The sequence below is a fragment of the Paraburkholderia sp. GAS348 genome (assembly GCF_050434205.1).
Classification (GTDB): domain Bacteria; phylum Pseudomonadota; class Gammaproteobacteria; order Burkholderiales; family Burkholderiaceae; genus Paraburkholderia.
Genome location: NZ_JBNPVT010000022.1, coordinates 70,859 through 90,357 on the forward strand (window position 1 = coordinate 70,859; position 19,499 = coordinate 90,357).

Sequence of the window (19,499 nt, forward strand, 5' to 3'; positions counted from 1 at the left end):
TTGCCAGGGTCTTTGATTGGCGATGCAGCCAGTCGATCTCGCTGCTTTGCGTAATTAACTCGAGCGACTGGCGCGCTTCAATCCGATACTTCGACGTCAGGGCAGGACCAATGAAACTCTATCTGTTATCGCTAGGCGCCGGCATCCTGGTCGGCATTATCTATAGCCTGATCAATGTACGTTCGCCGGCACCTCCGCTTATCGCATTGCTCGGTCTGCTGGGCATGTTGATCGGCGAGCAGGCGATTCCTTGCGCGAAGCAGTTGTTGGGTTATTCGACGCCGCCGGCCCTATCGCATCGGGAGAGCGGAACCGGTCGTCTTTCCAGCACCCGGTCGGGTCATGCCGTGTTGCAGGCAGACCGGGGGCGTGTTGGCAACGAGGAGGAACACTCATGAGCATTACCATTACTCAACCGGACCTGATTCTCTACAACGGCCGGGTTACGACGCTGGATCGTTCGAACCCCACCGCAACGGCTGTTGCGATCAAGGATGGCAAGTTTGCTGCGGTGGGCAGCGACATCGAGGTCCTGCCGCTCGCACGGTCATCAACCCGGGTGATCGACCTGAAGGGGCGCAGAGTACTGCCCGGACTGATCGACAACCACATTCACATCATTCGCGGCGGACTGAACTTCAACATGGAGCTGCGTTGGGATGGCGTGCGCTCCCTTGCCACCGCGATGGACATGCTGCGCGAGCAGGTTGCCGTCACTCCGGCGCCGCAATGGGTGCGCGTGGTGGGGGGATTCACCGAGCATCAATTCGACGAGAAACGCTTGCCCACGATCGAAGAGCTGAATGCGGTTGCGCCCGATACACCCGTGTTCATTCTGCATTTGTACGATCGCGCGCTACTGAATGCGGCGGCTCTGCGCGTGGCCGGCTACACGAAGGACACGCCGGAGCCTCCGGGAGGACAGATCGTGCGAGACAGCGCCGGCAATCCGACCGGCCTGCTGCTCGCGCAGCCGAATGCATCGATCCTGTACGCGACGCTGGCAAAGGGTCCGAAGCTGCCGTTCGACTATCAGGTGAATTCGACACGCCACTTCATGCGCGAACTTAACCGGTTGGGCGTGACCGGTGCGATCGACGCGGGCGGCGGCTCCCAGAACTATCCGGACGATTACGAGGTGATCCAGAAACTGTCCGACGAGGGCCAACTGACAATCCGTCTCGCCTACAACCTGTTCACGCAGAAGCCGAAGGCGGAGAAGGAAGACTTCCTGAACTGGACGAAGACGTCGAAGTACAAGCAGGGTGACGATTACTTCCGCCACAACGGCGCAGGCGAGATGCTGGTGTTCTCGGCGGCGGACTTCGAGGACTTCCGTGTCGCGCGTCCGGAGATGCCCCCGCAGATGGAGGGAGAGCTGGAAGAAGTCGTGCGCGTACTGGCGGAGAACCGTTGGCCGTGGCGTATGCATGCGACCTATGACGAAACCATAAGCCGCGCGCTCGACGTGTTCGAGAAGGTCAACAGGGACGTGCCGCTTGCCGGTATCAACTGGTTCTTCGATCACGCCGAGACGATTTCCGAGAAGTCGATGGACCGAGTCGCTGCGCTGGGTGGTGGCGTCGCGGTGCAGCACCGGATGGCGTACCAGGGAGAGTACTTTGTCGAGCGTTACGGTGCGAAGGCAGCCGAGGCCACGCCGCCGGTTGCGAAGATGCTGGAGAAGGGAATCCGGACTTCGTCCGGTACAGACGCAACACGGGTCGCGTCGTACAACCCTTGGGTATCGCTGTCATGGCTGGTGACGGGCAAAACGGTGGGTGGTCTGCGGATCTATCCGCAGCGGAACTGCCTTGATCGCGAAACAGCTCTCCGCATGTGGACCGAAAATGTGACCTGGTTCTCGAACGAGGAGGGCAAGAAAGGCCGCATCGAGGCAGGTCAGTTTGCAGACCTGATCGTCCCGGACCGCGACTTCTTTGCGTGCGCCGAGGACGAGATTGCCGATACCACGTCGCTGCTGACCGTGGTGGGTGGCAAGGTGGTGTACGGCACGGGCGAATTCGCGTCGTTCGACGACAGCGCACCGCCGCCCGCGATGCCGGACTGGTCGCCGGTGCGTCGCTTTGGTGGTTTCGCCGGGTGGAAGAACGCGAGCGGCAACGGCGAAGCGGCGCTGCAGCAGGTCGCAGCGGCGTCGTGTGGTTGTGCGACGGCATGCGGTGTGCACGGTCACGCGCATGCCCGCGCGTGGACGGCCAATGCGCCGACCTCGGACCTGCATGGCTTCTGGGGCGCGCTCGGCTGCTCCTGCTGGGCGGTCTGACGTGAGGACCGGCGCGCTACAGGGAAATCCGTCGTGGGTGGCCGCGTTGCTGGCACGGTCGTGGGTGCTGCCGCTGGCGCGGCTAGCCCTCGTGTCTGCGTATCTGATCGGGGGCATCGACAAGCTCGCGCATTTCCATGACGCCATTCTGGAGCAGGAGCATTTCGGCCTGCATCCAGGGGCGCTGTGGGCGACGCTGGCGATTGTCGTCGAACTGGGCGGCTCCTTCTGCGTGGTTTTCAACCGGCTTGTCTGGCTCGGCGCAGGCGGGCTGTCCGCACTGACCGCCGTTGCCATGCTGGTCGCCAACAATTTCTGGAGTCTGACTGGCAATGCACGTTTCATCGCATTGAACGGTTTTTTTGAGCACCTCGGGCTGATTGCCGCCTTTATTGCCGTGACGTATCTGGCCAGCGGCGTACACCAGTCCCATGACAAGGCATAGCTGAACCCCAAGAGGAACCTTCACCATCATGCATAACAGAGTACTTTTCAATTTCATGCGTAAATTCCGTTCCCTCGCTGTAACCGCGCTGGTCGCGGGCACGCTCGCCGTAGCCTCGTCGCTCGTGCTAGCCACACCCCCGGTGCTAGCCAGGCCCGTGTTGGTGCCTTCGTTGGCCGTAGGGCCGCAGTACGACACGACACACGTCTACGTCGCGCCCGAGGACTTCGACAGGTTCACCGACAGCTTTGTGGCGACGTTTGGCGGCCATAAGTCGCAGCAAGGCGTCTTCCAGGTGACGCCGACGCCGAGTCAGACGATATCGCAGCTCGTGTTCACGCCGGTCGGCACGTTGTCCGTATTTGGTTTCAAGAAGCCGGTCCCGTACCCGTTCGGCAGTGAGCGCACCGGCTATCTCGTGACCGACATGGATGCGGCGGTGAAGTCGGCGAAGGCGCGTGGCGCGGATGTATACGTGGAGACGTTCCCGGATCCGATCGGGCGTGATGCGCTGATTTCGTGGCCGGGTGGTGTGCACATGCAGCTGTACTGGCACACGCAGGCGCCGCACTACGATCCGCTGGAGACGGTGCCGGAAAATCGCGTGTATGTGTCGCCGGAACGCGCGAAAGCGCTCATCCACGATTTCGTCGTGTTCTCGCACGGCAAGGTCGTGTCCGATGACCGCAAGGCGCCGGGCATCGAGATTGGGCGGCCGGACGACACGTATCGTCGCGTCCGGATCGAATCGGGCTTCGGCAAGATCACCGTCCTCGTGACCGACGGCCATCTGCCTTACCCGTTCGGGCGCGAGTTGACCGGCTACGAGGTGACGGATCTCGCCGAGACGCTGAAGAAAGCGCAGGCGGCCGGCGCGACCGTGCTCGTGCAGCCGTTCACCTCGGATGGCCGCGACGCCGCGCTGGTGCAGTTCCCGGGCGGTTACATCGCCGAGATTCACGCGGCCGCGCACTGAGCCAGGCCAGATGTACCGGCCGTCCCCGCCTGGGAAGAAGGCGGGGACGGTCTGGTTTTCTTTGAATGGCCGCCACGTCGCCGCTGGGATGCCTTCGGGTCAGATGATTCCGGCGTGTGCCAACGCCAGCGCGAGCCTTGCCCCCACCTCGGCATTGTGTTTCACGAGCGCGATGTTGGTCGTCAGGCTGCGTCCACTCGTCAGTGCCTTGATGCGAGCCAGCAGGAAGGGTGTCACGGCCTTACCGGCGATTCCTTTAGCCGCGGCCTCGGCAAGCGCCTGCTGAGTGAGTGCGTCGATCTCTTCGAACCTCATCGCTGCCGCTTCCGGCACTGGAGTGCTCAATACCACGCCGCCCACGAGGCCCAGGTCCCACTTGGTGCGGATGAAGCGTGCCTGTTGCGCTGCGTCGTCCAGCCTGAAGTCCGCGCGAAAACCGCTGTCGCGCGTGTAAAACGCAGCGAAATTGTCTTGCTCGCAACTGAGCACCGGTACGCCGTGCGTTTCCAGGTATTCCAACGTGAGCCCGATGTCCAGGATGGACTTCGCACCGGCGCAGACCACCGCCACCGAGGTCTTCGCCAGTTCCTGCAGGTCGGCCGAAATGTCGAAGGTTTCCGGCGCGCCCCGGTGCACGCCGCCAATGCCTCCGGTTACGAAGACCTCGATGCCGGCCAGGGCGGCACATATCATCGTGCCGGCCACTGTCGTCGCGCCAAGGCCGCCGCCGGCCAGCACTGCCGGCAAGTCGCGGCGGCTGACCTTGTGTACCTGGTCCGAGCGGCCGAGCAATTCCAGTTCGTCGTCCGAAAGGCCGATGCGGATTCGCCCGCCGATCAGTGCGATAGTCGCGGGCTCGGCGCCCAGATCACGGATCAAGGCCTCCACTTCGCGCGCGGTGCGAACGTTCTCCGGATAGGGCATGCCGTGAGCGATGATGGTCGATTCCAACGCCACGAGCGGGCGCCCGGCGGCCCGTGCAGCGGCCACAGGTGCGCTGCAGGTCAACCACGAGTGTGCAAGATCCGCAACCATGTCGATGTTTCCGGCGATGTGATTCGCTTAAGTATGCAACACAAGGCTGGTCCACGGGTCGCGCGCTGCAGCGCGAGGGCGCCTATCATTAAGGTGCCGTCGAGGGGATGTTGAGCGCCGGCCAGTCGACCCGGTGCAGACTCATCGAAGCGGACGTTCAAAATCCATCGAAAACCACTACGGCAAGCACACATTCGCCTCACTGTTGCACTCAATGCTATCTGGCGTCGTGCTGCAGATATTTGTGGGCGAACGCGATCGCCATGCTGCCTTCACCGACCGCTGAAGCGACCCGCTTGACCGGGCTCAATCTAACATCCCCACAGGCAAACACGCCGGGAACACTCGATTCGAGGAGGTAGGGATCCCGGCTATGGGACCAGCGTCCCGCCTTGACGACGTCGTCGCCGGTGAGAACATATCCGCGCACATCGCGTGCGATTTCCGTCGGCAACCACTCGGTCTCTGCGTCGGCGCCAATGAACACGAACAATCCACCACAGTCGTGCCGACTCACCTCTGCGCTCAGCCCATCACGTATGTCGATCGCTGTCAGATGGGTATCGCCGTATGCGCCGACAACTTCCGATCGCAGTTGCACCGCTACGTTCGACTTTCCGCGAAGCTGCTCGACCAGATAGCGAGACATGCTCTTCTCAAGCGAATCGCCTCGCAAGACGAGCGTAATCATGCGTGCATGATTGGCAAAGTACAAAGCGGCCTGGCCGGCCGAGTTTCCACCGCCGATCAGATAGACGTCGAGTCCGTGAGTAGCGTTCGCTTCGCTGCGCGACGCGCCGTAGTAAATTCCTTTACCGATAAACCGGTCGAAGCCGTCGATCGCGAGGCGGCGCCACGTGACGCCAGTCGCAAGAATGAGCGTTCGCGCACGGATGACGTCGCCTCCGTCGAGGTGAACGTTACGCCCATCGACATCGATTCGGGTAACAGACCGTGTCACCAGAATCTCTGCACCCAGCCGCCTTGCCTGCTGCAGTGCACGGCTCGCGAGTTCGTCGCCCGACACACCATTGGGAAAGCCGAGGTAATTCTCAATGCGCGAGGAAGTCCCGGCCTGCCCGCCTGGCGCTTCTCGCTCCACTACCACAGTGCGCAAGCCTTCCGACGCACCATACACTGCCGCAGCGAGACCGGCCGGGCCGCCACCAATGATCATCGTGTCGTATTCGGCAAGGCGGGGCTGCGTCTGCAGACCCAGCAACCCGGCGAGTTCGCGTGTCGCAGGTCGGCAAAGCACCGTCCCGTCGACCAGCCGCAACGCCGGGCAATCCTCTTCTGACGGACAGGTTCCAGGCCAGCGCGCCGACAGTTCGGACGCATCGGGCGTCATCCAGTCGCAACTGATCTGGTTGCGGGCCAGGAACTGGCGCAACGCTGTACAAGCGGTGTCCCAGCGATTGCCAACCATGGTCACGCGGGGTTTGGGCGGCTCGGCGGAGAGGCCCTGCAGTCCGCCGATGCGCTCGCGCGCGAGGGCGCCCATCTTCAACGCAATTTCCGGCGATGCGGCAGCGAGTGTGTAGTAATGCTGAGCGTCCACGCGCATGACACGCGATGGCTCCGCAGCCCGATAGGCGCCCGGAAACGGGGAACTCAGCGCGAGCGGCACTTCGCCAAAGATGGTTCCAGGCAGACGCCATCCCAGCGTGCGCTCGATACCATCGAACGTCTTGATGACTTCCATCTTGCCGGCCAGAACGGCGTACAGCGCGCGCTCTCCACCTTCGTGGACTGCGAATTCACCCGCGCACAGATGGAGGTCTGCGCACGTGTGCGCGAGATGCTCCAGTTCGTTGTCGGGGAGTGTTGAGAACAGTGGAATCGCCCGGATGTCGTCGATTGTCAGCATGGCTTTGTCCACACAGGCAAGTGAGGTGAAGCTCAGTCCAGGAGCTTTCGGGTCGTCTGTCTGACAAAAAGGACATGCGCAAGCATAGCGCTCAGCCACCCAAGGTTCGAATGCGAGGCGGGCACAACGCCGTTAGTCTTACCTCGTCGAGCGCGCTGATACTGCTCGAACGGTTATGCAAACGAATACCACGACCGCACTACAAACAGCAGGCAGACGTAACCAGTATATGACCTCCGGATGCGAATTGTTTATCCGCGGGAGCCAGTTCCGCGGTCTACGCGCGGCGCTAGCGCCAGGCGATCCTCCGAGGTGGCCGAGGTTGGAGCGTTCCAGTAGGTCCGTTTTGCGCCTCACGACACGAATGACGGCTCCTGGCCGATAGCACCGGTTCGATGAACGCTCCACAGTGATCAAATGTCTGTGCCCGACCGGTTACGTTCGGACACACTTCGTTGCGAATCAGAATACGTCCGCCATCTACAATCCGCGCACGGAGAAGAAACATGATCAGACTTTTGTGTGTCGTTGCGCTTGCGGCCAGCCTGTCAGGCTGCATTGTCGCTCCACCGTACGGCTATGCGCCTGCGCCGGCCTATGGATATGCTTATGCGCCAGCGTACTACGCAGCGCCTTCCCTTGATGTCGGCATCGGTTTCGGCGGTTACGGGCACGGCTGGCGAAGATAACCTTGTTGCGGCACCGGCACCGGCACCGGCACCGGCACCGGCACCGGCACCGTTGACGAACGTGTCGCTCGAGCCGAATACAGGCACGGCAGTCTTTAAGACGGTTCCAATCCATTGCCCTGACCGGGGCACCTACTGTTGAGAACCGAAAGATCGGCGCTGCAATGAACAGTTCGGTCGCAAGTGATCTTCAATCACTTGCGAGCGGGGGGCTTCTCGCATATTGCTTGCCGTTCCGGCAGCGGCCGCTCTACAACCGGGAACTGCGCCTGGACTTTCCCTCTATCGGCCTGCATGATGCCGTTGCGCACACCTGGAGAATCAGATTGATGAAGAAGACGAGAATGTCGATCATTCTGTTCGTGCTGGCCGTGCTCAGCCCGCTGGCGCATGCGAGCCTGGCTACAGGTGCCCACGAGTTCAAGAGCGATGTCAAGACGGCGGGAAAGAAGAGCGGACATGCTGTGCGCGATGCCGCGCACGCAGTCGGCTACGGTACGAAGAAGGCTGGCCATGCCGTTGCCGATGCAACAAGACACGGCTATCACGCGACGAAAAAGTTCGTGACAGGGCACGGATAAGGGGCGCTTTTGCGGCAACTGAGGCGGCGACTGCGGATCCAGGGCGCACAGCCGGCGGCTCCTGTCATGGACGATCGCACTCTTAGCTGAGTCGATATCAACTGCGACAGCGCGGTCGTTCTGCCGCCAATCTGTGATGCCCAGACAGGCACCGGGCGATTCGGATCGAATGAAGTAATTCTATTCGGACTGCAAAAATTGTAGTCCATTTGTCCTTTGCCGCTTGTTCGAGCTTGTAATACGGCTCAAGCGGCACGCTGATCACCAGTCATTGAAGGGCGCGCGATCCGGGGCGGAAATACGCACCAGCAGCCGTCGTCGTGCCGAAAGAAAAAGATTGCGTGCGAGCCGCTCGGAGCTGATGCCTCAACGTGCACGTAGCGCCTCCTATCTTCGCGTATATGCCCAAACTGAATGACGCGAATTTGAGTGTGCGGGGCCGGCGCAAGCCACTTTTCCACCAGGTAGTGCAAGGACTTCTCGGCGGTGTTCATGATCATCTCCTTCGATCGCCCACCGCTCAGCCGGCCAGAGACTCAAGTGCTACGACCTGAGCATATGCGACGGGGATGATTACAGCGTAGACTCGGCTGTATATTTGCGATAGTTAATGTTTTTAACTATTATGATAAGTTATTGCTTATACATCGTTTCTCTTGGGCGATCGTGACACCGTGCACCGGGCAGGCCGCTTAACCTTTGGAAACGAAACTGCGCTTACGCGGTCGCTCCCTTAATAGGTCGAAAGAAGCGGCCGGCAATGGCTTGTGAGACACGTGAGCATCAGTGCCCGAAGTAGATCGAGTGAGTCATTCCGGTTGCCGTCGGTGCACCCGCCTGCGATGAGCCATCCGACACTCCGCCTACACCCGTGCTCACCGGCGCCGCGACATCCTGCGCTTGAACACGCGCCTCCGCCGCCTGAATATCTGCCGGGTAGTGCACATCTTTGGCCGCCGGGCGGTACCCGGCTTGTTCTACTCGAATCAGATCCGCGCGTACTTCGGCACGCGTCAACGGACCAGTAGCGTCCTGCGCGAAAGAAGCAACTGGGGTGGCAAGTACGCCAGCAATCAGCGCTGCATAGATAAGGGTCTTCATAATGAAATACCTTCTGAACTTGAGTTTGGTCAGCTTCACGCCACCGTGACTGAAGCCTCCGGTTTCACTACTTCGTCGAAACAGGAGTGAGTGATCCTTATTCTGTACAGCGAAGATTGATGCACGCTGACGCTCACATTACATTGATGCCATGTTCGCTTCGCTTTCAGGAGTGACGGGGCCGCCTCGGTCGCTTTGTGTCTTTCGCATCCCTGCTGCAATCAGAGATCGATCGAGGTCCGCGTCGGACAGGGTTCGGCCAGTTTGGGACATTCGACATAGGCTTTTGAATCGTCGAAAATTCAGCCAGATCCAACAGAGGATGCCCTGATAACTAGGTAAAAACGATGAATATTCGCTTCCCTAAACCACTTGCCCATGGCGATCTCATCGCGATAACTGCACCCTCATCTGGGGTGCCTGCGCCTTTGTACCCACGCCTCGACCGGGCAATCGACGCGTTACGCAAGCGGGGTTATCGGGTGCTCGAGGGTGAATGTCTTCGCCAGCAATACAAGTCTGCCAGCGCTGCGCGCGAACAACGTGCTTCGGAGTTGATGCGATTTCTCACGGAACCCGGAATTGCAGCGGTGATGCCGCCGTGGGGTGGCGAACTCGCAATGGAATTGCTCCCGCTTCTCGACTTCCGTGCGCTGGCGGACGTCCCGGCCAAATGGTTCTCTGGCTTTTCCGACCTTAGTACACTGCATCTCCCGCTCACTACCATTGCAGGCTGGGCGACGTTGCATGGCCCCAATCTGATGCAGCTTGGGGGTGCAGATACCGATGCAGTTACGGCCGCGATCTGGGACGTCCTTACCGTACAGCCCGACACCCCTTTTTCCCAGGGAGCTTTGCAACGTCACCAAAGCAAGGGTGTTGATCGGCCCGCTGGATCCGGCGCCATACCTTTGTTCGACGAAAAGACAACCTGGAAGCGATTGGATCGCAGCAAGTCTGATATCGAGCTCTCCGGGCGACTCATTGGGGGGTGCCTGGACACCATTTCGAGACTCGTCGGCACATCGTTTGGCAACGTGCCAGGCTTTGTCGAGTCATCTTTGGCCGACGGGACGCTCCTCTATCTGGAAAACGCGGAGATGAAGCCCTGCGAGCTGGTTCGCTCTCTCCTCAACCTGCGCTTGAGTGGGTGGTTCGAGGGGCTGTCAGGAGTATTGATAGGACGGAGTGCAGCACCGGATAGCGTCCAGTCCGATGAACTGAGCTATATCGATGCGTTGCGATCGGTTCTTGGCGACATTCAGTGCCCCGTTATGTATGACATGGATATTGGGCATGTCCCTCCGCAGCTGTCGCTCGTCAACGGCGCGTTGGCTCAAGTCAAGCTACGTGATGGATGCGGAACCATAGTTCAGCGGCTAGCTTAACCAGGCCACTAGGCCGATCTCTTCGCCCGAAGTGGGACCGAGTGCGTTAAGGGTTATTCGATGCCTGCCAACACGCGCAGAGGCACCGTCACATTCCTGTGGCCGATGGCAGGCATCGAATAACCCTTAACGCGTGCCACCGATCGACGTCGGGCAGCGACCGGCCATGAAGCGTCATTCGCGAGCAACTTCGCTCGGACATTCAGGCGTCGGTTCCACTCAGGAACCGGCCATTCAATTCGGAATGTTGAAGCGTCGCTTGTCGGCCAGTCCGATCATTCGAGCCTTCCAGTATTTGGCCAATTTTGAATGACCGGTCTCGGAAAAATCGAACAGGCGCTAACGCCCCCTGAGCCGCCAGTGCAAGCAAGAGCGCGAATGCCCATGGCATCTTGATTGCGCAGGTCAATCGCACCCCGACGTGCAGCCGGACTGCTACGAAATTCGCCAGGCGGCGCTCAGGTGTTGATCCAGACGCGCGCCTGCTCCAGCTCGTTGAGGTGGAACGCCTTGACTTCGGCCTTCGTAAAGAAACGCGCCAGATGCATCGAGGCACGGATCCAGCCGGTATCGGCCACCACGGCGGCGCGGATGAGCCTGGCGTTCGATAATTTCTTCACGATACCCCTTTTCACACGGCTCGGTTAGCCAGGTTTAGCGCCGCTTAGAGTACGTTGACGGCCTCGGCCCGTTACCATCTTCCCGCCCGTGCGACACGTGTCGCTGCATGGCCAGCCGCTCGGTTTATCGCTCGCCCATTCCTGCTCGTCAGGTCCACCATTGCCATCATTTGTCTGATTAAAGCCGTGATCAGTCGTTTATCATGGTCGGCTCACGTCGTTTGCAGGATCCGTCAGTAAGTATGATGAATACCCGAAAGATTTTGATGATTATTGGAGGGCTCCTGCTCGGAGCAGTAGGGACCATGTACTTGATGCTCCTTCAGGCGGACCGCCGCTCAATGGCAGAAGTCACGGCCGCCATGCATGAGTCCGCACAGCCTCCCGTCGTCGATTCGCGCGTCGGCGATCACGCGACGGAAGGCAGCATTGACCAATCGAAGCCGTCCGGCGGAATCACGAAAAGCACTGCCATCGCGCAGGAGCCGGCGGTTCCCGCTGCGGGTCCTGCTCTGGCAGTAGCACCTGCGCCCATGACGGCCGCGTCCGCATCCAGTCCGGCCGCCTCACAAGTCACCGGGCAACCGAAACCGGAGGCACAACCGAAGCAGGTGCCGTCGACAGCAGTCGCGTCGGTGACCGTGCAGGACTCGGGTGCGCCGAAGGTGGTTCCGGCGCAGCGCGCCCTGCGTGGACGAGACGATCTGGATCATCGCGCGATAACGACTCGAGGCGCGACACCGGAAACGGACGAACTGGTCAGGGAATCGGCGAAGCTCGATCCATCGTTGCCTCCGCCGGATATGTCGGCCGCTCGCGCCGCCATGGACCAAAGTAGCTCCAAGCCTGGCACGGGCTCGAACCCGGTCGCGGCTGCGATGACGGATCAGCTCGTCAGGGAATCGGCGAAGCTCGACCCTTCGCTGCCGCCGCCCAAGTAACCGGCTTCTCCGGCAGCGCGTGCGGCGGCATGAACTCTCCCGGCACTTGAGCACGGCGCTCCAGCGCTTGGTGTAAGGCGCCCGAAGCAAGCGAATTGGCCGTCGCCATCTACAGTTGAGCACTGTGGAATGACCGCTATCAGAGAAGTTGGCCGCCTCCTCAGGGGCGCATGCTGCCTATCGTCTACGGCCGGGCGGCCGCTGTCGAACTGGTTTGAGCCAGTCGCCCAGTGGACGGATAACGCCACAACGGGCCGGTGTGCGCCCGACCCGTTGTGGCGTTAGACACGCACAGAATTGCTGAGAACCTGCGGAAGCGCTGAGCCTTCGATCACGCTGCCTTGAGGAGTCCAAGTTGTTGCAGCGCCGTCCCGCCGTCGTCCAGACCGATTTCTTCGAAGATCTTGCCACCATTGGGCCGTAGTACGGTCGTGCCAGTGAAGCGCATTGTCCGTCCGGTCGCGGGCGGCAACGATCCAACGAGGAAATCGCTGAATGCCGGACCGGTGTGTGTGCCTCCGCCCTCCCAACGGCCTACTACATAGTCCCCCTCGGCGATGAGATTAGCGGCGCCCCAGAAGTTGAGATCCGGATCTTGCTGCAATACTCGATAGACCGACACGCGTCTTATGGTGGCGATGGTCACTACGCGCGTCGTTCGTAAACGACGGCGCCAGGAGGCGTAGCGACGTGAAATAGAGAGCAAGAATCGGGGTGCCTGTGCCGACCTGCTGCCATAACCTGTCCATGCGATCGCACAGTAACCGAGGCTGGCGGACGAAGGGCGGTGCGCTCGAACCGGATGCATCTTGTGGGCGCCCGGAGCGCCAATTCCGTCATCGGCGTAGCGCTCGCCTGTTCCTCATTGAAAGGAGTTCAACCATGTTGCCATTTCTCTCGTTTCACGCGCTCGCAGCCCAACGCGGCGATGGACTGCGCCCTGAACTTCTAGCCTTATTTGAACGCCATGCGCGATCAGAGACTGGTCTCGCTGCCATCATCGAACCTGTCGAAACAGAGTCTCTTTCCCAGGTCGCAGGCGCCGTCTCCAATGGTCCTGTGAAGGAGTGACGGGCCGATGAGGCATCGGCGAACGTCCATGCTTCCGCTGGAGCGGACAGTAGGTCACGAGTTCTGAGCGACTCAAACGGGTCCTCGCTGATGCAGATAGACAACGGCGGACAACAGCAACGTTTTACTGACCGTCCATCGGCACGGGCTGAACCGCGGGCGCAGCGGGTGCGGCAGTGCCGGTTTGCGACGATCCGTTTGCTGAAGAACCGTAACCGGTGGTGTCATGCTGTGCAGCTACGCGTGCTTCGGCTGCCTGAATGTCAGCGGGGTAGGCAGAGTCATTCGAAGTGGCGGGGTTGTAGCCGGCCTGTTCAATCTGGATCAGTTGCGCCTTGACCTCGGCGCGGGTAAGCGGTTGCTCCGATTGAGCGAACGAAGCCACCGGGGCCGCAAGAACAACAACCAGTGCGACTACTTTGATCAGCGATTTCATGATGCTTCCCTCCGAGGATGTTTTATCGGGCGCCACAACGTGGGTTCGGCGGCCTATGGAGGGATTCTAGGAAGCGGGTGATCCAGGGCAAACCGCTAAACGGATAATTCAGTCTTGCAGCAAATGATAAGTCGGCGTTATGTAATGCTCTTCGTAAGATATGAAGATTTTCTTCAGACGCCAGAATGGTAATGGCGAGCCTGGACAACGGCATGTCGATGCTCGACGTCGACGCGTACTGGCAGATGATCGTGAAGGGCAGCATTCTCGTGCTGGCTGCATGGATCGATGTGGTGTCGGGGTCGAACCGGCGGTAAGGCATGCAGTGGTGCGTCATGCGAATGCTGACGCACCGCCGGCTGTGCGATCAGACGTGCCCGCAAATCCATTAAGCACCGGTTGTCAGTTCACGCCGAGCAACGACTTCGGCTCCATGAAGGCTTCCAGCCCGAACGTGCCATATTCCCGCCCGATGCCCGATTGCTTGAAGCCGCCGAATGGTGCTGCCGGTTCGTGTGCCAACGTGTTGATCAGTACGCGTCCTGCGTCGATGCGAGTGGCGACTGCGCGAGCCCGCGCCGCATCGGCCGAGAGTACGTAGGCTTGCAGCCCGTAGCTTGTGTCGTTGGCGATCGCGATCGCTTCCTCGGTATCGCGATACGCAATGATCGACAGCACCGGCCCAAAAATCTCCTCGCGAGCAATCGTCATGTCGTTGCTGACGCCGCTAAATACGGTGGGCCGCACGAACCAACCATGCTCCAGTCCTTCCGGTCGGCCCTCGCCACCGGCAATCAATCGCGCACCTTCGTCGATGCCGATGCGGATGTAGCATTGCACGCGCTCCCACTGCTTACGGCTGACCATCGGGCCGATCTGCGTAGCCGGATCGCGCGGATCGCCGGCTTGCATGCGGGCGACTTCAAAGCGCACGCGCTCCTCGAACTCCGCCGCGCGGCTTTGCGGCACAAGAATCCGCGTGCCGGCGATACACGCCTGACCGCTGTTCATGAATCCTGCCTGGAGCGCTAACGGCACCGCTTCCGCGAAATCGGCGTCGTCGAGTATGACCATCGGCGATTTGCCGCCCAACTCTAACGTGACGCGTTTCAATGTCTCGGCGCCGGTGCGCAGGATCGTCTTGCCGACCGGCGTCGATCCGGTGAAGGAAATCTTCGCCACGTCCGGATGCGCGCTGATTTCCGCACCCACAGTGTCGCCCCGGCCCGTGACGATATTGAACACGCCCGCGGGCAAGCCGGCTTCGTGCAGCACCGCGGTGATGATGCGTGTCTGAATCGCGCTCATCTCGCTCGGTTTAATGACGGCTGTGCAGCCCGCTGCAATCGCCGCTGCCAGCTTCCCGCAGATAAAGCCGCCATTGCTGTTCCACGGCGTAATCAGTCCGGCGACGCCGAGCGGCTGCATGACGACCTCTGCCGTGCCGGCGTGGCGCGTGAACTCATAGGTCCGCAAGACCTTGGTGACTTCCGCCAGCACGTCGGCTGCATATTTCGCCATCCAGCGCGCGCGTGAGACCGGCGCACCGTATTCCTCGACGATCGCTTCGAAAAGTTCGTCTTCTCGCGCTTGAACCGCAGCGTGCATGCGTTCGAGCAGCGCGATCCGTTCTTCTTTGCTGGTGCGGGAAAACGCCGGCAAGGCGCGTTTGGCGGCTGCGATGGCGCGGCGCGCATCTTCCGCGTCGGCCAGACGCACTCTGCCGATCACCGTTTCCTTAGCCGGGTTGAACAGATCGAACCATTCTTCACCGTGCGGCGTGACGAACGCGCCGTCGATATAAATCTTGTCGATGTGCTGCATGAAAGCTCCTACCCAGGAAGTCGTGTTGGCTCAACGATAGGCCCAATGGATTAAGCCGACTAGCCATATAATCAAGGATGATTCGTTGAGCAGGATGGGATAATGAAGACACCGGGTTTGAGCGAACTGGAAGGCGTGCTCGCGGTGGCGCGCCATCGCAGCTTCCGCGCGGCGGCGACGGAACTTGGCGTGTCGACATCGGCGCTCAGCCATGCGATTGCAGCGTTGGAGGCGCGCATCGGCGTGCGGCTTTTTAATCGGACGACGCGCAGCGTGTCGTTATCCGAAGCGGGCGCGCAATTCGTCGACAGCGTGGCGCCGGCGTTGTCCACCATTCGCGAGGCCATCGAGCAGGCCGGCAGCTATCGCGACACCCCCGCGGGCACGCTGCGTATCAACACGTCGGTGGGCGCGGCGCGGCAGGTGATGCCTTTGCTGCTGGAATACCTGCGGCGCCATCCGGAGATGAAGCTGGATCTTGTCACCGAGGGGCGCATGATCGACATCGTGGTTGAAGGCTTTGACGCCGGCATTCGGTTGGCCGAGATTGTGCCGCAGGACATGATCGCCGTGCCGTTCAACCGGCCGCAGCGTTTTGCGGTCGTTGGGAGTCCGGCTTATTTCGCCGAATATCCGAAACCGCGCACGCCGGATGATCTGCGTGCACACCGCTGTATCCGGCTGCGCATGCCGAGCGGGCGTATTTATCACTGGGAGTTCGAGCGCCGCGGCCAGGCGATCAGCGTGGATGTGCAGGGCATGTTGACGCTCGATGAACCGTTGCTGGTGATGGAGGCGGCCCGCGAGGGCTTCGGACTGGCGTATATGACCGAATGGAATGTGGCGGCGGATCTGGAAGCGGGCACGCTGCAGCGTGTGCTGGAAGATTGGACGCCGGCGTTCGACGGGCTGTGTCTTTACTATCCTGGGCGACGTCATGTGCCGGCGGGGTTGCGGGCTTTGATCGAGATGATTCGGGAGGGCGGGTGATTTGGGGTGCGTTTAGCACTCGGGCATATCATGGAACCGATACGGCCTTGGCGGACAAGGCCGCGTTCCAGCTCTAAGGTTTCGATGCGCATGAGGTAATCAGCGACTTGCGCAGTTAGCAAAAATCCGCCACCTCCTCGCATCTTTCTCCGTTCAAGCCAGTTGCACTGCAGCGTGCCGTCACGCGACGAATAACATTTAATGAACTGACGCACGGCAAGCGCCGGCCCCTTTTGCTAAGGGCATCCGCCAGCGCCGCACGGATCGGCTGAAATCCCTGGCTTTCAGTCCCCCACCCACTCTTCCGTCTTATTACTGTTCCGCAGAAACAAACCTCCGCGCCAGCCCGCGCCGTTACAGCTTTCCCGCCACCGTGCAAGCTGATCGAGTCACACGATGTTTAAGCGCAGAACCTTCCTGCTAGGCGGCGCCGGCGCGCTCGGCGTGCTGCTGGTCGGCTGGTCGGTGCTGCCGCCGGGGCAGCGCCTGACCTCCTCCACGCCGCTGCCAGCGGACGGCAACCAGGTCACGCTCAACGGCTGGGTCAAAATCGCCGCGGACAACAGCGTCACGATCATGATGTGCAAAGCGGAAATGGGGCAGGGTATCCACACCGGCCTCGCGATGCTGCTGGCCGAAGAACTGGATGCCGACTGGTCGCAGGTTCGTGTTGAAAACTCGCCGATCGACAAGATTTACAACAGCGTGCAGAACATCGTCGACGATCTGCCGTTTCGCCCGGACGACGACAGCACGGTCAAGCACACCACGGTCTGGATGACCCGCAAGCTGGTGCGCGACGCCGGCACGATGATGACGGGCGGGTCATCGAGCATCAACGATCTCTGGACGCCGATGCGTGAAGCCGGCGCCTCGGCGCGTGCGATGCTGATCGGCGCGGCGGCCGCACAATGGAATGTGCCACGCGGTGAATGCCGCACAGAGGGCGGCTTCGTATTGCACGCATCAGGCCACAAGGCGAGCTTCGGCGAACTGTGCACGATGGCCGCACAGCAGCCGCTGCCACGCAAGGTCGCGCTGAAAGATCCTGCGGACTTCAAACTGATCGGCAAACCGATGCGCCGCATCGAAGCCGCGTCGAAAATCAACGGCACGGCGCGCTTCGGCATTGACGCGCTGCCCGATGGTCTCATCTACGCGAGCGTGGTGATGTGCCCCACGCTGGGTGGCACGGTGGCGCATTTCGACGCTTCGCCGGCCAAGACCATGCCGGGCTTCATCAAGGCCTTCGCGGTGGCGGCATACGCCGGCGGCAGTGGCGGCGTCGCGGTCATCGCGGACAACGCATTTCGCGCGATGAACGCGGTTAGCGCCGTCAACGTGGTGTGGAACGATGGCCCCGCAGCCACGCTGTCGAGCGCGGCTGTGGACACTCGGCTTGCGCAAGCGCTGGACGCCAGCGACGGCCTCGCCTATTACCATCGCGGCGACGTCGACGCCGCATTGAGCGGCGCGGCGCGCACCATCACCGCCGAGTACCACGCACCGTACCTCGCGCATGGCGCGGTCGAACCGGTGAATTGCACGGTGCAGGTCGCCGACGGCGCGGCCACCGTCTGGGTCTCGACGCAAATGCCGGCCCTCGCGCGGCAGCACGTCGCGAAAGTGCTGGACCTCGACGCCGACAAGGTCGACGTGCAAGCACAACTGCTCGGCGGTGCTTTCGGGCGCCGTCTCGAACTCGATTTCATCGCGCAGGCCGCGGCGATTGCGCGCGAGGGCGGCGGCCATCCGGTGCAAACAATCTGGTCGCGTGCGCAGGACTTCACTCACGATTTCTATCGTCCGGCGTGCGTGTCGCGACTCAAGGCCGGTTTCGACAAAGACGGCAAGCTGGTCGCGTGGCATGCCACGTCCGCGAGTCAGGCGATCGTGCCGGAAGCCCTCGCGCGTTATTACGGCGTGCCGCGCATCCCGATCGACAAGACCACTTGCGAGGGCGCGTTCGATCAGCCCTACGAATGGCCCACCGCGCGCGTGGCGCACAAGATCGTCGAATTGCCGGTGCCGGTTGGATTCTGGCGATCGGTCGGCCATTCGCATCAGGCGTTTTTCACGGAGGGTTTTACCGACGAACTCGCCGCAGCCACCGGTCAGGACCCGATTGCGTTTCGCGCGTCGCTGCTCGCGCAGCATCCGCGCCATCTGGCGGTGTTAAGGCGCGTTGCAGCCTTATCGGATTGGGGACATCCACTGACGCATGCCGCCGATGGCACCAAGCGGGCACGCGGCATCGCGTTGCACGAAGCGTTCGGCAGTGTCGTCGCGCAGGTGGCAGAGGTATCGGTCGGCCCGAATAAGCAGATTCGCGTGCACCGGGTGGTCTGCGTGATCGACTGCGGACTGCCGGTGAATCCAAACCTGATTCGTCAGCAGATGGAGAGCGGCATCGTGTTCGGCTTGTCGACTGCGTTGCAAGACGCCATCACGATCGAGGGTGGGCAGGTGACGCAGAAGAACTTCGTCGATTTCCCAGTCGTGCGGATGAACGATTGTCCGGTGATCGAAACCGACATCATGCCGAGCCAGATGCACCCGCAGGGCGTCGGCGAACTGGGCGTGCCGCCGGTCGCGCCGGCGGTGGCCAACGCGGTGTTCGCACTGACCGGCCAGCGCTTGCGCGCGTTGCCGTTGAGGCTCGCGTGAAACGCATCGGATTGATGGAGAAAACATGGGATCGCTAAACATCAACGGCCGGGCGGTGGCGGTGCAAGCCGAGCCGGACATGCCGCTTCTGTGGGTGCTGCGCTGCGACCTCGGCATGACCGGCACCAAGTTCGGCTGCGGTGTGGGCATTTGCGGCGCGTGCACGATTCATCTGGATGGCAAAGCAGGCCTTGCCTGCCAGACACCTATGTCGAGCTTGCACTTGCAGAAGATCACGACCATCGAAGGCGTGCAGGGCGCCGAAGCGCAGGTGCTGAAGGCGGCGTGGATCGATCTCGACGTGGTGCAGTGCGGCTACTGCCAAAGCGCGCAGTTGATGGCGGCCTGCGCGCTGCTCAAGCAGAAACCCAATCCGACTGACGCGGACATCGACGCGGCGATGTCCAATATCGTGTGCCGTTGCGGCACGTATCCGAGGGTGCGGGCCGCGATTCACCAGGCGGCCGCGAAGCGGCGGCCCGCTTAGGGCCACCCGAGCCGTATGCGCGTACACGCGTACGCGTATACCCGGGCGAGCCGCTCAAGCTCAATTCGCCAGCATCTCCATGACCGCGTCA

General features: G+C 61.4%; 19 protein-coding genes and 2 pseudogenes. 13 read left to right on the forward strand and 8 right to left on the reverse strand.

Features of this window, described 5'->3' with window-relative positions:
- Positions 1-110: 110 nt before the first annotated feature.
- Genes P3T22_RS27170 through P3T22_RS27185 form a run of 4 tightly spaced genes read left to right on the forward strand, consistent with a single transcriptional unit; the run spans position 111 to position 3,708 of the window.
- A complete protein-coding gene (locus P3T22_RS27170; protein WP_429326628.1) occupies positions 111-398 on the forward strand; it encodes a DUF1427 family protein in 288 nt (95 codons plus the stop codon).
- Positions 395-2,287 carry an amidohydrolase gene (locus tag P3T22_RS27175; RefSeq protein WP_429326629.1) on the forward strand — a complete coding sequence of 631 codons (1,893 nt, stop codon included), beginning with the start codon at positions 395-397 and terminating at the stop codon, positions 2,285-2,287. The genes P3T22_RS27170 and P3T22_RS27175 overlap by 4 nt, the downstream gene beginning before the upstream one ends.
- A gap of 37 nt (positions 2,288-2,324) precedes the next feature.
- Positions 2,325-2,732 (forward strand): DoxX family protein, encoded by a 408-nt coding sequence (locus tag P3T22_RS27180; protein WP_429326630.1) that lies wholly within the window; start codon positions 2,325-2,327, stop codon positions 2,730-2,732.
- Between the two features lie 55 nt (positions 2,733-2,787).
- Complete coding sequence (locus tag P3T22_RS27185; protein ID WP_429326650.1) at positions 2,788-3,708, forward strand: glyoxalase; 921 nt, start codon at positions 2,788-2,790, stop codon at positions 3,706-3,708.
- A 99-nt stretch (positions 3,709-3,807) separates the two neighbouring features.
- Here the strand turns inward: P3T22_RS27185 and P3T22_RS27190 are convergent, their stop codons facing one another.
- The gene (locus P3T22_RS27190) at positions 3,808-4,743 is read right to left on the reverse strand and encodes a pseudouridine-5'-phosphate glycosidase (RefSeq protein ID WP_429326631.1); all 936 of its coding nucleotides are present in this window, start codon (positions 4,741-4,743) and stop codon (positions 3,808-3,810) included.
- A gap of 217 nt (positions 4,744-4,960) precedes the next feature.
- Positions 4,961-6,613, reverse strand: coding sequence for an FAD-dependent oxidoreductase (locus P3T22_RS27195; protein WP_429326632.1), 1,653 nt, complete (start codon positions 6,611-6,613; stop codon positions 4,961-4,963).
- Between the two features lie 506 nt (positions 6,614-7,119).
- On the opposite strand from P3T22_RS27195, the gene P3T22_RS27200 reads away from it, so the two are divergent.
- Positions 7,120-7,302, forward strand: coding sequence for a hypothetical protein (locus P3T22_RS27200; protein WP_082855444.1), 183 nt, complete (start codon positions 7,120-7,122; stop codon positions 7,300-7,302).
- A gap of 329 nt (positions 7,303-7,631) precedes the next feature.
- Positions 7,632-7,883, forward strand: a complete 252-nt coding sequence (locus P3T22_RS27205; RefSeq protein ID WP_063500225.1) for a hypothetical protein — start codon at positions 7,632-7,634, stop codon at positions 7,881-7,883.
- A 245-nt stretch (positions 7,884-8,128) separates the two neighbouring features.
- On the opposite strand, the gene P3T22_RS27210 is transcribed toward P3T22_RS27205, so the two are convergent.
- Together P3T22_RS27210 and P3T22_RS27215 are read right to left on the reverse strand one after the other, a co-directional pair.
- Entirely contained in the window at positions 8,129-8,377 is a 249-nt protein-coding gene (locus P3T22_RS27210) for a hypothetical protein (RefSeq protein ID WP_063500875.1), read from the reverse strand.
- Positions 8,378-8,666: 289 nt separating this feature from the next.
- Positions 8,667-8,984 carry a DUF4148 domain-containing protein gene (locus tag P3T22_RS27215; RefSeq protein ID WP_063500874.1) on the reverse strand — a complete coding sequence of 106 codons (318 nt, stop codon included), beginning with the start codon at positions 8,982-8,984 and terminating at the stop codon, positions 8,667-8,669.
- A gap of 347 nt (positions 8,985-9,331) precedes the next feature.
- Between P3T22_RS27215 and P3T22_RS27220 the strand changes: the two genes are divergently transcribed.
- Entirely contained in the window at positions 9,332-10,372 is a 1,041-nt protein-coding gene (locus P3T22_RS27220; protein ID WP_063500224.1) for a S66 family peptidase, read from the forward strand.
- A gap of 458 nt (positions 10,373-10,830) precedes the next feature.
- On the opposite strand, the pseudogene P3T22_RS27225 reads toward P3T22_RS27220, so the two are convergent.
- Positions 10,831-10,971 (reverse strand): annotated as a pseudogene (locus tag P3T22_RS27225) (STAS/SEC14 domain-containing protein); the annotation flags it as partial.
- A gap of 326 nt (positions 10,972-11,297) precedes the next feature.
- Here P3T22_RS27225 and P3T22_RS27230 point away from each other — a divergent pair.
- A complete protein-coding gene (locus P3T22_RS27230; RefSeq protein WP_429326633.1) occupies positions 11,298-11,933 on the forward strand; it encodes a hypothetical protein in 636 nt (211 codons plus the stop codon).
- Positions 11,934-12,264: 331 nt separating this feature from the next.
- Here P3T22_RS27230 and P3T22_RS27235 read toward each other — a convergent pair whose 3' ends face one another.
- Complete coding sequence (locus P3T22_RS27235; RefSeq protein WP_429326634.1) at positions 12,265-12,741, reverse strand: ester cyclase; 477 nt, start codon at positions 12,739-12,741, stop codon at positions 12,265-12,267.
- Between the two features lie 74 nt (positions 12,742-12,815).
- Between P3T22_RS27235 and P3T22_RS27240 the strand changes: the two genes are divergently transcribed.
- Positions 12,816-13,004 carry a hypothetical protein gene (locus tag P3T22_RS27240; protein WP_408361671.1) on the forward strand — a complete coding sequence of 63 codons (189 nt, stop codon included), beginning with the start codon at positions 12,816-12,818 and terminating at the stop codon, positions 13,002-13,004.
- A 124-nt stretch (positions 13,005-13,128) separates the two neighbouring features.
- Here the strand turns inward: P3T22_RS27240 and P3T22_RS27245 are convergent, their stop codons facing one another.
- A complete protein-coding gene (locus tag P3T22_RS27245; RefSeq protein WP_063500221.1) occupies positions 13,129-13,440 on the reverse strand; it encodes a DUF4148 domain-containing protein in 312 nt (103 codons plus the stop codon).
- A gap of 185 nt (positions 13,441-13,625) precedes the next feature.
- On the opposite strand from P3T22_RS27245, the pseudogene P3T22_RS27250 reads away from it, so the two are divergent.
- A pseudogene (locus P3T22_RS27250) lies at positions 13,626-13,757 on the forward strand (sugar ABC transporter permease); the annotation flags it as partial.
- Positions 13,758-13,842: 85 nt separating this feature from the next.
- Here the strand turns inward: P3T22_RS27250 and P3T22_RS27255 are convergent.
- Positions 13,843-15,264: an aldehyde dehydrogenase family protein gene (locus P3T22_RS27255; RefSeq protein ID WP_429326635.1), complete on the reverse strand. Its 1,422-nt coding sequence runs from the start codon at positions 15,262-15,264 to the stop codon at positions 13,843-13,845.
- Between the two features lie 102 nt (positions 15,265-15,366).
- On the opposite strand from P3T22_RS27255, the gene P3T22_RS27260 reads away from it, so the two are divergent.
- The 3 genes from P3T22_RS27260 to P3T22_RS27270 all read left to right on the forward strand — a co-directional run bounded on the left by P3T22_RS27260 (position 15,367) and on the right by P3T22_RS27270 (position 19,408).
- Positions 15,367-16,254, forward strand: a complete 888-nt coding sequence (locus tag P3T22_RS27260; protein ID WP_063500219.1) for a LysR family transcriptional regulator — start codon at positions 15,367-15,369, stop codon at positions 16,252-16,254.
- A gap of 396 nt (positions 16,255-16,650) precedes the next feature.
- A complete protein-coding gene (locus P3T22_RS27265; protein WP_429326636.1) occupies positions 16,651-18,921 on the forward strand; it encodes a molybdopterin cofactor-binding domain-containing protein in 2,271 nt (756 codons plus the stop codon).
- 25 nt (positions 18,922-18,946) lie between these two features.
- Positions 18,947-19,408, forward strand: a complete 462-nt coding sequence (locus P3T22_RS27270; protein ID WP_429326637.1) for a (2Fe-2S)-binding protein — start codon at positions 18,947-18,949, stop codon at positions 19,406-19,408.
- Positions 19,409-19,499 lie beyond the last annotated feature (91 nt).